Annotated in this window: 8 protein-coding genes and 1 tRNA gene; all 9 read left to right on the top strand. The window is 45.8% G+C overall.

Features of this window, described 5'->3' with window-relative positions; all coding sequences use genetic code 11:
• The first annotated feature begins 52 nt into the window (after positions 1 to 52).
• Positions 53 to 784 carry a DUF975 family protein gene (locus tag EST42_RS07785; protein WP_134644933.1) on the top strand — a complete coding sequence of 244 codons (732 nt, stop codon included), beginning with the start codon at positions 53 to 55 and terminating at the stop codon, positions 782 to 784.
• An 8-nt stretch (positions 785 to 792) separates the two neighbouring features.
• The gene (locus EST42_RS07790) at positions 793 to 1,554 is read left to right on the top strand and encodes a CPBP family intramembrane glutamic endopeptidase (RefSeq protein WP_134644934.1); all 762 of its coding nucleotides are present in this window, start codon (positions 793 to 795) and stop codon (positions 1,552 to 1,554) included.
• Positions 1,555 to 1,645: 91 nt separating this feature from the next.
• Positions 1,646 to 1,718 (top strand) — tRNA-Arg (locus EST42_RS07795).
• Between the two features lie 246 nt (positions 1,719 to 1,964).
• Positions 1,965 to 2,441, top strand: a complete 477-nt coding sequence (locus EST42_RS07800; protein ID WP_134644935.1) for a CtsR family transcriptional regulator — start codon at positions 1,965 to 1,967, stop codon at positions 2,439 to 2,441.
• A gap of 2 nt (positions 2,442 to 2,443) precedes the next feature.
• Positions 2,444 to 4,942, top strand: a complete 2,499-nt coding sequence (locus EST42_RS07805) for an ATP-dependent Clp protease ATP-binding subunit (RefSeq protein WP_134644936.1) — start codon at positions 2,444 to 2,446, stop codon at positions 4,940 to 4,942.
• Between the two features lie 267 nt (positions 4,943 to 5,209).
• Positions 5,210 to 8,824: a DNA-directed RNA polymerase subunit beta gene (gene rpoB / locus EST42_RS07810; RefSeq protein WP_167711188.1), complete on the top strand. Its 3,615-nt coding sequence runs from the start codon at positions 5,210 to 5,212 to the stop codon at positions 8,822 to 8,824.
• Between the two features lie 158 nt (positions 8,825 to 8,982).
• On the top strand, positions 8,983 to 12,639 hold the full coding sequence (gene rpoC, locus EST42_RS07815) for a DNA-directed RNA polymerase subunit beta' (protein ID WP_134644938.1): 3,657 nt from the start codon (positions 8,983 to 8,985) through the stop codon (positions 12,637 to 12,639).
• 213 nt (positions 12,640 to 12,852) lie between these two features.
• Positions 12,853 to 13,134 carry a hypothetical protein gene (locus EST42_RS07820; RefSeq protein WP_134644939.1) on the top strand — a complete coding sequence of 94 codons (282 nt, stop codon included), beginning with the start codon at positions 12,853 to 12,855 and terminating at the stop codon, positions 13,132 to 13,134.
• A 531-nt stretch (positions 13,135 to 13,665) separates the two neighbouring features.
• Positions 13,666 to 14,865, top strand: coding sequence for an iron-containing alcohol dehydrogenase (locus tag EST42_RS07825; RefSeq protein WP_134644940.1), 1,200 nt, complete (start codon positions 13,666 to 13,668; stop codon positions 14,863 to 14,865).
• The last annotated feature ends 94 nt before the right edge of the window (positions 14,866 to 14,959 follow it).

A 14,959-nucleotide genomic window follows, 5' to 3' on the forward strand; every position in this document is an offset into this window, starting at 1 on the left:
TTATGAGTCAGTTTTTATTTAGCTTAGTGTTGCACTTGAATTGTAAATTCAAGTGAGTAGAAATTCGGATATTATTCGGGATAGTCGTGGCTTTTTAGCGATTAAGCGGGTGTTGCTGGTTGCCATAATTGCGGTTGTTGGGGATCTTTTCTTTACTTTGGTTGGGAATGTCCTAAATTTTAAATTTGGTGAGGAGCGCGTTATCGGTTTACTTTTTGCGTTGATTGCCAGTGTGTTTAGTTTAGTGATGCTGGGCATGCTTTATCAGATAGTGGTCTTTAACCGGGCCGATAGAAAGGTTTTTGATTATTTTAAAAATGCGCGTTTTTCGTGGCTATTGATTAAAATCAGTCTGTTGGAAACAATTTTCATGTTCTTATGGGGCATATTGTTTGTGATTCCTGGTATCGTGAAGTCATACGCCTATATGCAGGCAATTCCTAAAGCCGTTGATGATTTTGAGAATGGGCGGCCGTTACAAGGTGCGGTGGCGTACGTCGGTTGGTCTGATGATCAAATGAAGGGGTATAAGGGACAACTTTTCATGCTAACATTGCCATGGTACATGATCATGTTTGCTTTAGTCATTGGGATTTATCTGGTGTATGTTTTTGTGGCGCATCAATCAATTGGTGTTTTCTTTACAAACAACACCGTCATCTCGACGTATGGGTCAACGTTAATGACGATCGTACCGTCATTGATTGCGATGCCAACGATTTTTGTTCGTCAGACTGTCTTTTCGCGTGACTTTATTCGTGAACAAGATGCGCCAGTAAAGTAGGCTTTGTTATGACTAAAAATGAAAAAAGAGCGCTGATTACAGTACTCGGTTTGTTACTCGGTTACTTTGTTTTAGAGCATGGTATGATGCTGTTTCATGTTCCCAATCTTATTGACGCGATTGCGACGATTGCTTATGCCATCTTGACGTTGCTCATTGTCGTGCGCATTATGCGCCAATTGTTGCAACATGATATCGGTCTAAAATTTACGAAGTTTGCTACTTGGGTGCCAGTGGTTTGCTATGTGATTATCGTTGCACTAAGGTTAGTTTTTGGTGCAGTTAACATCGTGCATTATCACTTTGAACAAGCAGCCTCGCTGACATTGCGAGCACTTGAAGCTGGTATTCTTGAAGAAGCAATTTTACGAGCCGGCATTTTCTATATTCTGCTACGTGTCTTACAAAAGCGACGGAATGCACCGCTTCAGGCAGCAATTTATTCATCTGTCTTTTTTGGTTTATTACATTTAACAAATATGGCCTCTGACCAAGATTTAACGTCCACGCTGTCACAGGTATTGTTTGCAACGTGGGTTGGTCTAATTTTTACGGCAATTTACGCACGAACATGTTCAATTTTATACGGGATTATCTTGCACTTTGTGATCGACTTCAATAGCATGGCCCGGATGGGGACGACTGTGATGTCAGTTCCAGTTGAAGCAGTGGCCGCGCAAGGGGTTGTTTTAATGATCGTACTGATCATCATGATATTTGGTGTTTTTCCAAACAGCAAAGTGGCACGTAATAGTAAGCTATTAGGTTAATGATTTTAAAAAAATCGATAAAAATCCTTTACAAACGGGAAGTGAATTGCTATTATTAATTATGTTGTTGAGGCAACAAAGTAAATATTTTGGGCTTATATGCTAATTGGATAAACACCCCGGCTACGAACCGGGTATTGCAGGTTCGAGTCCTGCTAGGCCCATCGATTGGAAAAACCATCAAGATATTTCTTGGTGGTTTTTCTGTCGTGCTTTCACCAATAAATACGTGTCGAATCGATATAATTATTTGTTACAGTATGGGTATGCGGAAATCTGTGAAAAATTTTGTTTAGAAACTGTGAGTAATGGTAAACTTACAGAAAGTGTGCGGAAACCACGACAAATTATTGGCATTGCAAAGCAGTGCGTTTTATAATAATGTCAACATTGGTCAAGGGGGCACGCGCATGGCTGATCGAAACATGTCAGATGCTATCGAGACGTATCTGAAACAGATTTTGCGGCAAACAGAGAAAATTGAAATTCGTCGATCTGAACTCGCGCAACGTTTCGATGTCGTGCCGTCGCAGATCAATTATGTCATTAAGACACGTTTTACGATTCAAAACGGCTATTTAGTGGAGTCAAAACGTGGTGGCGGTGGATTTATTCGAATTGCCCAAATCCCGCTACGGACTGACCCACGTTTTATAGAAGAATTGATTCAAAGTCTCTCAGAGGTAGTGAGCGTACGCGAAGCAACCGACATCATCGAAAGCTTATACCGGGATGAACTATTAACTGAACGGGAAGGTAAGATTGTATTAACGATGTTATCGAAGGAAGCATTAGCGGTAGGGGATGCCCGGATGGCCGGACTGCTGCGCGGACAATTGCTGCGTCAATTATTAAACCGATTGCGGTTTGAAAGTGAGCGTAAATAATTATGGATAATCAATACACACCTAGTGCAAAGAACGTTTTGGTTTTGGCACAAGAACAAGCGAAGTATTTTAAGCACCAAGCCGTTGGGACAGAGCACCTACTTTTGGCCCTAGCGATTGAAAAAGAGGGTATTGCCAGTAAGGTAATGCAACAATTTAATATTTCTGATGATGATATTCGTGAGGAAATTGAGCGCTTTACGGGTTACGGTACGCTATCACGCGCTGAAAAGGAAGCTTACTTGCCATACTCACCAAAGGCTGGTGAAGTGTTGCAATTAGCCGGTGAAGAAGCGCGTAACACACAACAAGGTCGTGTTGGCACGGAGCACATGTTGTTGGCATTGTTGGCCGATGACTCAATCTTGTCATCACGTATCTTGATTGCATTGGATGTTAACCCGGGTGAAATGCGTCGTGTCATTTTGCGCAAGTTGGGTATTAATGATACAGCACGTAAGAAGGATGCCCGGGGTAGCCGTCGTGGTAACCAACAAGGTCAACAAGAAGGTACGCCAACGTTGGATTCATTGGCCCGTGATTTGACACAACAAGCCCGTGATCACCATATGGACCCGGTTATTGGACGTTCTGCTGAAGTGAAGCGTGTTATTCAAATCTTGTCACGTCGCACAAAGAACAACCCAGTGTTGATTGGTGAACCTGGTGTTGGTAAGACGGCGATTGCTGAAGGATTGGCCCAAAAGATTGTCGCTGGTGAAGTGCCAGCCGATATGGCGAAGAAGCGTTTGATGATGCTGGATATGGGATCATTAGTCGCTGGCACAAAGTATCGTGGTGAGTTTGAGGATCGCTTGAAGAAGGTTATCGACGAAATCCAACGCGATGGCAATGTTATTTTGTTCATTGATGAGTTGCACACATTGATTGGTGCTGGTGGTGCTGAAGGGGCGATTGATGCGTCAAACATCTTGAAGCCAGCCTTGGCACGTGGTGAATTGCAAACGATTGGTGCGACAACTTTGGATGAGTACCAAAAGTACATTGAAGCCGATGCTGCTTTGGAACGTCGTTTTGCCCAAGTACAAGTGGACGAACCATCTGAAGCTGACGCAATCGAAATCCTGAAGGGCTTGAAAAGTCGTTACGAGCAACACCACCAAGTGGCAATCTCCGATGACGCAGTAGTTGATGCTGTTAAGTTGTCAGTCCGTTACGTGACGGATCGCTTCTTGCCTGACAAGGCCATCGACATCATGGACGAAGCAGCCGCCAAGGTGCGTATTGACCGTTCTGGTCACAAGACGCCGTTGGCTAAGCTTGAGGGAAAGTTGCAAACTACCCGCGTTGAAAAGGATGCCGCTATCGAAGCACTTGATTTCGAATTAGCAGCCCAATTGCGTAAGAAGGAGATGACCCAAAAGAAGAAGGTTGATAAGTACATCGCGGACCGTGATGCTGAACAACCTGAAGGGTCGGCCAGTTATGACCTTGAAGTCACGACACACGATATTGCGGAGGTTGTTTCAGAGCAAACTGGTGTTCCACTAACGCAAATGGAAAAGTCAGAACAAGAGCGTTTGTTGAACTTGGAGAAGGTTTTGCACAACCGTGTTGTTGGGCAAGACGAAGCGGTATCAGCAATCGCCCGTTCAATTCGTCGTGCGCGTTCAGGTTTGAAGGATCCACAACGACCAATTGGAACATTTATGTTCTTGGGACCTACGGGTACTGGTAAGACTGAGTTAGCCAAGGCTTTGGCTGAAGCGATGTTTGGTTCAGAAGACAACATGATTCGTGTTGATATGTCTGAATACCGTGAAGCATACTCAGCTAGCCGTTTGGTCGGTTCAGCACCTGGTTACGTTGGTTACGAAGAAGGTGGCCAATTGACTGAAAAGGTCCGTCGTAACCCATACTCAGTTGTACTATTGGATGAAGCTGAAAAGGCACACCCTGATATCTACAACTTGATGTTGCAAGTCTTTGACGATGGTTACTTGACGGATGCCAAGGGACGTAAGGTTGATTTCCGTAACACGATTATCATCATGACGTCTAACTTGGGGGCAACCCGTGTTCGTGATGAAAAGTCAGTCGGCTTTGGTGCCGTTGATAAGTCAAAGGATTACGATGCTATGAATGAGACGGTTCGCAAGACATTGCGTGAGACGTTCCGTCCGGAATTCATTAACCGTATTGATGAAATTGTGGTATTTCGCTCATTGACGAAGCCAGAACTTCACCAAATCGTGAAGTTGATGGCCAAGTCAGTCTTGAAGCGCATCGCTGATCAAGGCTTCGACGTGAAGATTACACCAGCGGCCATTGATGTGGTTGCCGAGGCAGGCTTCGATCCAGAGTATGGCGCACGCCCAATCCGTCGTGCGTTGCAAACGAAGGTTGAAGATCGTTTATCTGAAGAGTTGTTGGCCGGTAAGGTGACGACGAATGATGTTGTCACGATTGGTGCTAAGAGTGGCGAAATCACGATTAATGTGAAGCCAAAGACGGACAGTCAAGAAGCGGTCACGGAATAAACACAACAAATTGAAAAAGCAAGTATTGACAAAGGTTTAAAATCTTGATATTACTTACTTTTTCTGGTACACTATAAGGTAGTTTAATTGTGCATAGACAACGGCAGACAGGAAATATTGTCCCTGAATGCCTTTATAGCAAGGGCAGTGGTGTTTTCACTAATGGAAATGCCGTTGTCTTTTTTGCACTCAAAAACCGGTAAAAAGCAGATATTGTAATCAAACTGTAAAGAAACTGGTGTGCGCAGTTGGCCAAATCAAAGCGAGGTGGAAAACTTGGTAGGAACGCTTGTAAAGTACGGTAAGCACCGTGTTCGTCGTAGTTACGCACGAATCAAGGAAGTCCTTGATTTGCCTAACTTGATTGAGATCCAAACGGACTCATACAACTGGTTCTTGGATGAAGGATTGCGCGAAATGTTTACGGACATTTTGCCAATCGAGGACTTCCAAGGTAAGTTGTCATTGGAATTTGTGGACTATAAGCTCATGGAGCCTAAGTACACAGTAGAAGAAGCACGTAACCACGATGCTAATTACTCAGCACCATTGCACGTAACGTTGCGCTTGACGAACCAAGAAACTGGTGAAATCAAGTCACAAGATGTGTTCTTTGGTGATTTCCCATTGATGACGCCATCAGGTACGTTCATCATTAACGGAGCTGAGCGTGTTATCGTCTCACAACTTGTCCGCTCTCCTGGTGTGTATTACAACGAGGAATTGGATAAGAATGGTCGTCCTAACTACGGAACGACTTTCATCCCAAGCCGTGGTGCTTGGTTGGAATATGAAACAGATGCCAAGGGATTGAGCTACGTACGTATTGATCGTACGCGTAAGTTGCCAATCACTGAATTGGTTCGTGCCCTGGGTTACGGATCTGACTCAGAGATTTTGCAAATTTTGGGTGACCAATATGATTCAATCTCATTGACGTTGGATAAGGATGTTCACAAGGATATCAACGACTCTCGTGTCGAAGAAGGATTGAAGGACATCTACGAGCGTCTGCGTCCAGGTGAGCCAAAGACGGCTGATTCATCACGTGCGTTGTTGACAGCTCGCTTCTTTGACCCAAAGCGTTACGATTTAGCACCAGTTGGTCGTTACAAGATCAACAAGAAGTTGTCATTGAAGACACGTTTGATGGGCTTGACGTTGGGTGAAACGTTGGCTGACCCTGAAACTGGTGAAGTTATCACCGAAAAGGGTACGCTAATCGACAAGAAGGTTATGGCCGACTTGGTCCCTTATCTAGATCGTGACGATTTCAAGACGACGACATTTACGCCTTCAGATGAAGGTGTTGTGACGACGCCTATGACGTTGCAAACAATCTTGGTTGAAAACCCAGAGGATCCAGAAAAGACTTTACCAGTGATCGGTAACGGTCAATTTGACGAGTCAATTCGTACGATCCAACCAGCAGACATCATCGCTGGTATGAACTACTTCTTGAACTTGCCATTGGGCATCGGCGCAACGGACGACATTGACCACTTGGGTAACCGTCGTATCCGTCGTGTGGGTGAATTGTTGCAAAACACATTCCGTATCGGTTTAAGTCGCATGGAGCGTGTGGTTCGTGAACGTATGTCTATCCAAGACCCAGATACGGTTACACCACAACAATTGATTAACATCCGCCCAGTTGTGGCAGCGGTTAAGGAGTTCTTCGGTTCATCACAATTGTCACAATTCATGGACCAAACTAACCCTCTTGGAGAATTGACGAACAAGCGTCGTCTTTCAGCCTTGGGACCTGGTGGTTTGACTCGTGACCGTGCCGGTTATGAAGTCCGAGACGTGCACTACACGCACTACGGACGTATGGACCCCATCGAAACGCCTGAAGGTCCTAACATCGGTTTGATCAACTCATTAGCTACGTACGGTCGTGTTAACCGTTACGGATTCATTGAGACACCATACCGTCGTGTTGACTGGGATACGCACAAGGTTACGGACAAGATTGACTACTTGACGGCCGACGAAGAAGATAACTTCATCGTTGCCCAAGGTAACTCAGTTTTGAACGAAGATGGATCATTTGCTTCTGACGTTGTTTTGGCTCGTAAGGGTGATGAAAACGTTGAAGTTTCTATCGACCAAGTTGACTACATGGACGTTTCACCTAAGCAAATTGTTGCCGTTGCCACGGCCGCGATTCCTTTCTTGGAAAACGATGACTCAAACCGTGCCTTGATGGGTGCCAACATGCAACGTCAAGCGGTTCCTTTGATTGATCCACACGCACCATTGATTGGTACGGGTATCGAATATAAGGCTGCTCACGACGCGGGTGTTGCGATTATCGCAAAGTACCCTGGTACGGTTGAGTATGTTGACGGTCGCGAAATCCGCATCCGTCGTGAAGATGGTTCACTTGATAAGTACGAATTGATGAAGTTCCGTCGTTCAAACGCTGGTAAGAACTACAACCAACGTCCAATCGTTAAGGTTGGGGATTCAGTTGATGCCGACGAAGTTTTGGCCGATGGCCCATCAATGGAGCAAGGTGAGTTGGCTTTGGGACAAAACCCATTGATCGCCTTCATGACTTGGCAAGGATATAACTTCGAAGATGCCATTATCATCAACGAACGTTTGATCCGCGATGATGTTTACACGTCAATTCACATTGAAGAATACGAATCAGAGGCGCGTGATACGAAGCTTGGCCCTGAAGAGTTCACTCGCGAAATCCCTAACACAGGTGAAGAGCAATTGAAGAACTTGGACGAGCGCGGTATTATCCGTATCGGTGCTGAAGTTGAAGACGGTGATCTTTTGGTTGGTAAGGTTACGCCTAAGGGTGTTACTGAACTATCAGCCGAAGAGCGTTTGTTGCACGCCATCTTCGGTGAGAAGGCTCGTGAAGTCCGTGACACGTCATTGCGTGTTCCTCACGGTGGAGGCGGAGTCGTTCAAGACGTTCGTATCTTTACTCGTGAAAACGGTGACGAGTTGGCACCTGGTGTTAACATGATGGTTCGTGTCTACATTGCCCAACGTCGTAAGATTCAAGTTGGTGACAAGATGGCCGGACGTCACGGTAACAAGGGTACGGTTTCTGTTATCGTTCCTTCAGAAGACATGCCATTCATGCCTGATGGAACACCTATCGACATTATGTTGTCACCAATGGGTGTGCCTTCACGTATGAACATCGGACAAGTGCTTGAATTGCACTTGGGTATGGCTGCCCGTGAATTGGGTATCCACATCGCTTCTCCTGTCTTCGACGGTGCCCGTGACTCAGATATCTGGGACGCAATTAAGGAAGCTGGTTTGCCAGCCGACGGTAAGACGATCTTGTACGATGGACGTACTGGTGAAGCCTTCGACAAGCGTGTCTCAGTTGGTATCATGCACTATATGAAGTTGGCCCACATGGTCGACGACAAGATGCACGCCCGTTCAATCGGACCTTACTCACTTGTTACGCAACAACCACTTGGTGGTAAGGCGCAATTTGGTGGACAGCGTTTTGGTGAAATGGAAGTTTGGGCCCTTGAGGCCTACGGTGCTGCCCACACGTTGCAAGAAATCTTGACGTACAAGTCAGATGACGTTGTTGGTCGTGTTAAGACTTACGAGGCCATCGTTAAGGGCGAGCAAATTCCTAAGCCAGGTGTTCCGGAGTCATTCCGTGTCTTGGTTAAGGAACTGCAAGCGCTTGGTTTGGACATGAAGGTCTTGGACGCAGATGATCGTGAGATAGAATTGCGCGACATGGATGAAGACGATTCAATTGTTAATATCGAAGCAGCGAACGCAGAAGCACAACGTTTGGCACAAGAATTTGCTGCTGACGGTGCCGAAACAGCTGCTGCACCAAAGATTGATGAAGTCGTAAACTTGAGTGATGCTGACTAAGCGTTAAGCTTGGTCGCCTTATGATAGATTGTTAGCCAACCTAGCACCCCGCTAGGTTCGTGCTTACTGGGTTGGACAGTGCTCGAACATAGTAAGCACGGACATAGAGAAGTGCTGGATTGGATTGTATATAGGAACCTACGAAAGGGGTCAAACCATTGATTGATGTCAATAAGTTTGAAAGCATGCAAATCGGATTGGCTAGTCCAGACAAGATTCGCAGCTGGTCTTATGGTGAAGTTAAGAAGCCTGAGACAATCAACTATCGTACGCTCAAGCCTGAAAAGGATGGACTTTTCGACGAGCGTATCTTTGGACCTACCAAGGATTATGAATGTGCTTGCGGAAAGTACAAGCGTATTCGTTACAAGGGAATCGTTTGTGACCGTTGCGGCGTTGAAGTAACGTCATCAAAGGTCCGTCGTGAGCGTATGGGTCACATCGAGTTGGCCGCTCCTGTATCACACATCTGGTATTTCAAGGGAATTCCATCACGTATGGGATTGGTCTTGGATATGTCACCACGTTCATTGGAAGAGATTATCTACTTCGCATCATACGTGGTTACTAAGGCCGGTGATACACCTTTGACTGAGAAGCAATTGTTGTCAGAGCGTGAGTACCGTGAGTTGAAGGCCGAATACGGTAACGCTTTTGAAGCGGGTATGGGTGCTGAAGCTGTACAAACGTTGTTGGCAAATGCTGATCTTGAAGCTGAAGTTGAAACGTTGAAGGCAGAATTGCGTGAGGCCACTGGTCAAAAGCGTGTTCGCGCCGTTCGTCGTTTGGACATCATCGAAGCTTTCGTCAAGTCTGGTAACAAGCCAGAGTGGATGGTTATGGATGTTGTTCCAGTTATCCCACCTGACTTGCGTCCAATGGTGCAATTGGAAGGTGGACGTTTTGCAACGTCTGACTTGAACGACTTGTACCGTCGTGTTATCAACCGTAACAACCGTTTGAAGCGTTTGTTGGAGTTGAACGCGCCTGGCATTATCGTTCAAAACGAAAAGCGTATGTTGCAAGAAGCCGTCGACGCGTTGGTTGACAACGGTCGTCGCGGACGTCCTGTAACGGGTCCTGGTAACCGTCCATTGAAGTCATTGTCACACATGCTTAAGGGGAAGCAAGGACGTTTCCGGCAAAACTTGCTTGGTAAGCGTGTCGACTACTCAGGACGTTCAGTTATCGACGTTGGTCCTTTCTTGAAGATGAACCAAATGGGATTGCCACGTCCAATGGCTATGGAATTGTTCCGACCATTCATCATGAAGGAATTGGTTGCTCGAGACTTGGCTGGTAACATTCGTGCCGCTAAGCGTATGATCGACCGTCGTGACGAAGTTGTTATGGACGTCTTGGAAGACGTTATCAAGGAGCACCCAGTTCTTTTGAACCGTGCACCAACGCTTCACCGGTTGGGAATTCAAGCGTTTGAGCCTGTCTTGGTTTCAGGTAAGGCGATGCGTTTGCACCCATTGGTTACTGAAGCTTATAACGCCGACTTTGACGGTGACCAAATGGCCATCCACGTTCCTTTGTCAGATGAAGCCCAAGCCGAAGCTCGTTTGTTGATGCTTGCCGCTGGACACATTTTGGCACCTAAGGATGGTAAGCCTATCGTGGCCCCATCACAGGACATGGTTATCGGTAACTACTACTTGACGACTGAAGAAGCTGGTCGTGAAGGTGAAGGTATGATCTTCAAGGATATTAACGAAGCGCGTACGGCCTTCCAAAACAAGTATGTGCACTTGCACACACGTATTGGAATCCAAACGTCTTCATTCCCTGCAGAGAAGCCATTCACTGACGAGCAACGTTCACGTATCATGACGACGACTGTTGGTAAGTTGTTCTTTAACGACATCTTGCCAGTCGACTTCCCATACTTGAACGAGCCAACTGAGGCTAGCTTGCACGCCATTGACGATCGCTTCTTCATGGAGCCAGGAACTGACATCAAGGCACACTTTGCCGAGACGCCAATCTTGCCACCATTCAAGAAGGGTTACTTGTCAGACATCGTTGCCGAAGTCTACAAGATTTACAAAGTTACGGAAACGTCATTGCTATTGGACCGCATGAAGGACTTGGGTTACGATGAGTCAACTAAGTCTGGTTTGACGGTTGGTGTGGCCGACGTTACTGACTTGAAGGAAAAGCCAGGAATCATCGAAGAAGCTCACAAGCAAGTCGCTACTGTTTCTAAGCAATTCCGTCGTGGATTGATTACTGATGATGAGCGTTATGAGCGTGTTATTGCCATCTGGAACCAAGCTAAGGATGACATCACGGCAAAGCTGATTGAGCACTTCGAACCTGATAACAACATCTTTATGATGTCGGATTCAGGAGCTCGTGGTAACATTTCTAACTTTACGCAATTGGCCGGTATGCGTGGTTTGATGGCTGCGCCTAACGGACGTATCATGGAGTTGCCTATCATCGCCAACTTCCGTGAAGGATTGTCAGTTTTGGAAATGTTCTTCTCAACTCACGGTGCTCGTAAGGGTATGACTGATACGGCCTTGAAGACGGCCGATTCAGGTTACATGACTCGTCGTTTGGTTGACGTTGCACAAGACGTTATCATTCGTGAGCTCGACTGTGGTACTGATCGTGGTTTGGATGTTTCAGCCATCATGAACGGTAACGAAGTCATCGAGTCATTGTACGAGCGTATTTTGGGACGTTACGCACAAAAGGCCGTTATTAACCCAACGACTGGTGCAGTAATCGTTGCCCACAACGAAATGATCGACGAAGACAAGGCTAAGGCCATTGTTGAAGCCGGCGTTACGACTGTTAACATTCGCTCAGCCTTTACTTGCAACACGGAACACGGTGTCTGCGTATACGACTACGGTCGCAACATGGCTACTGGTGACGTTGTTGAAGTTGGTGAAGCTGTTGGTACTGTTGCCGCACAATCAATCGGTGAACCTGGTACGCAATTGACTATGCGTACGTTCCACACTGGTGGTGTTGCCGGAAACGATATCACGCAAGGACTTCCTCGTGTGCAAGAAATCTTTGAAGCACGTAACCCTAAGGGTCGTGCGATGATTACGGAAGTTACTGGTGAGATTACTTCGATTGAAGAAAACCCAGCAGAACGTACTAAGGAAGTTACTGTTCAAGGTGAGACGGATACGCGTACTTACACGTTGCCTATGACTGCACGCATGCGTGTGGCTGAAGGCGATCAAATCCACCGTGGTGAGACGTTGAACGAAGGTTCAGCTGATCCTAAGGAAATCATCCAAGTTCGAGACACGTTGGCTACTGAAAACTACATTGTGCGTGAAGTGCAAAAGGTTTACCGTATGCAAGGTGTTGAGATCTCTGACAAGCACATCGAGGTTATGGCTCGCCAAATGCTTCGTAAGGTTCGTGTCATGGATCCGGGTGAGACGGACTTGTTGCCAGGTACGTTGATGGATATAGCGCAATTCCGTGATGCTAACGAAGAGACGTTGTTGAAGGGTGGATTACCAGCCACAGCACGTCCAGTTTTGCTTGGTATTACCAAGGCATCATTGGAGACGAACTCATTCTTGTCAGCTGCATCATTCCAAGAGACGACTCGTGTCTTGACTGACGCTGCTATCCGTGGAAAGAACGATCCATTGGTTGGTTTGAAGGAGAACGTTATCATCGGTAAGTTGATCCCAGCCGGTACTGGTATGAAGCAATACCAAGCTATCGAAGACAAGGTTGTTGCAGATCCTGTTGTGGTATCAACTGAAGAGGGCACGAAGATTCCTTCAATCGCTGATATTGAGAATTCAATGAACTTGCACAACGACTAATTTTGGTTAATCGCTGATTGTAGTTCCAAACAAAAAGCACTTTAACGTGATGCGAATCTCGTTAAAGTGCTTTTTTGTGTTGGCCATCAAATCTGTCACTGTATATTATTTTATGAAACAATAAATTTTAAATTGGTTCACCTATTTGTTATCTACCCCCTTTTTAGTAACCTATTCTTAGAAGAGAGATTTGTTAAAGAGGGGGATTTTAAGATGCGTGATGTCGTAACTTTTGGATTTCAACAATTTATAAATGATGCGATTTGGGCCGTCCACCAATTACCATTCGCAGCTTTGATTATTGCTTTTGTTGCGGCGCTTGTGGTTACTAAATGTGCGACGATGGCGTTGAACGTTGATACCGCTAACGGTAATACCTTAACCCTGCTCCATCGCCGGACGGCTGCGCTAAGTATTGCAACGGGGTCAGTGCTGGGGCTTGTATTCTTTGCGTCTTTGGCACTTAATCTAGCCGAGGTTGCGTTGAATTATTAAACATCAGCCCGAACGTCGCCATCAGGATAGACGTAATAACGCGCAGGTGCGTATTGGCATCGTTGTATAATGACGCTGTGATCGCCGTAGGGACCCGTCTGATGAGGGTGAGGCAATGGCGGTCATGCCAACTGAATCAGTGATGTGTAAATGAGTATAGACCTTCTTGATGTACTGTTGTGTATCAGGATCACCAGTGGTCTTTTTTTGTGTTCTCTTAATAGTAGTATTAACTTGGCCAGCCGTTAGAACGAGCTGTGAAGCATCAGTTATCTGTTTAGGATGAGCAATGCGGTAGAGCTGGCCACTGACTGCTGAAACCGGCGAGTAGTCCGGCTACCCAGAGTGTGTTTAGTAACAAACGTGCTTTGCGACTCATGAGGCACCTCCAATAGTGTTAGCATATAGTCGAAATTTGAATAATGTGTGGCGCCCGTGTAAAAGTGATGACTTGACTTGAACCGTGGTTTAAGGTGTATAGTATAACCTTACAATATTGGTTGAGGTACCGAATAACGGAGGTATGTTAAAATGGAAGATTTTCGCTTTGTAAATAAGACGGATATTCGCTTTGGAAAGAACCACATTGACGAAGAATTGCACGACGCTGTTGCGCAATATGGTCAAAATGTGTTGTTGGCTTACGGTGGTGGGTCAATTAAGCGTTCAGGTTTGTATGAGCGTGTGATGAAGGCTTTGGAAGGGTTGAATGTTGTCGAATTGACAGGTATCGCCCCAAACCCAAAGATTGATTCAGTTCGCGAAGGACAACGCTTGGCTAAGGAACATGATATCGATGTTATTTTGGCCGTTGGTGGTGGATCGGTTATTGACGCATCTAAGGTTATCGCATCAGCTAAGTTCTATGATGGCGATGCTTGGGATTTGGTTGCCGACCGCGGTGTTAAATCACGTCAAAACATCGATCAATTGCCAGTTGTCGACATTTTGACATTGGCTGCAACGGGAACTGAGATGAACCCTGGCTCTGTTATCTCAAACCCAGAGCTAAAAGTCAAGGTTGGTACATACGGACCAAACACACCCGCTGTGTCATTCTTAGATCCACAATTGACGTACTCAGTTTCTAAGTGGCAAACAGCCGCTGGATCATTCGATATTTTCTCACACTTGGCTGAGCAATACTTTGATCGTGCAAACGATACGGATATTTCAGATGGTATGATTGAAGGAATGATGCGTGCAGTTATCAAGTGGGCACCAGTTGCTTTGGCAACGCCTGACCACTACGAAGCACGTGCTAACTTGATGTGGGCTTCAACAATGGCCTTGAACGGCTTAGTTCGTTCAGGTAACATAAACGGCTGGACAGTGCACCCTATCGAGCACGAATTATCAGCTTACTACGACATCACTCACGGTGTTGGGTTGGGAATTTTGACGCCACGTTGGATGAAGCGTTCTTTGTCAGCTGAAACGGTTGCTAAGTTTGCCCGTTTCGGTCGCAACGTTTGGTCAATTCAAGATGATGATGATCAAGTAGTTGCTGAAAAGGCAATCCAAGCAACGTATGACTGGATTAAGTCTTTGGACATTCCAATGACGTTGCAAGGTGTTGAAATCAATGATGACACGAACTTCCGTGCAATGGCTGAATCAGCTGTTAAGATTGGTCGTTTGGACCAAGAAGGTGGTTACGTGAACTTGACGGTCGATGATGTTGTGGCTTTGTACCAAGCATCAATGACGACAGATGGTTTCGAAGATTAATTGTTATTAAAAAATGCTACATGGCAGTTGAAATGACGAGCCGTGCAGCATTTTTATTTTGCACTTATCATATGTTTTGAACATGTTTAATATA

This window comes from Weissella cibaria (assembly GCF_004521965.1).
Taxonomy (GTDB): Bacteria; Bacillota; Bacilli; order Lactobacillales; family Lactobacillaceae; genus Weissella; species Weissella cibaria_A.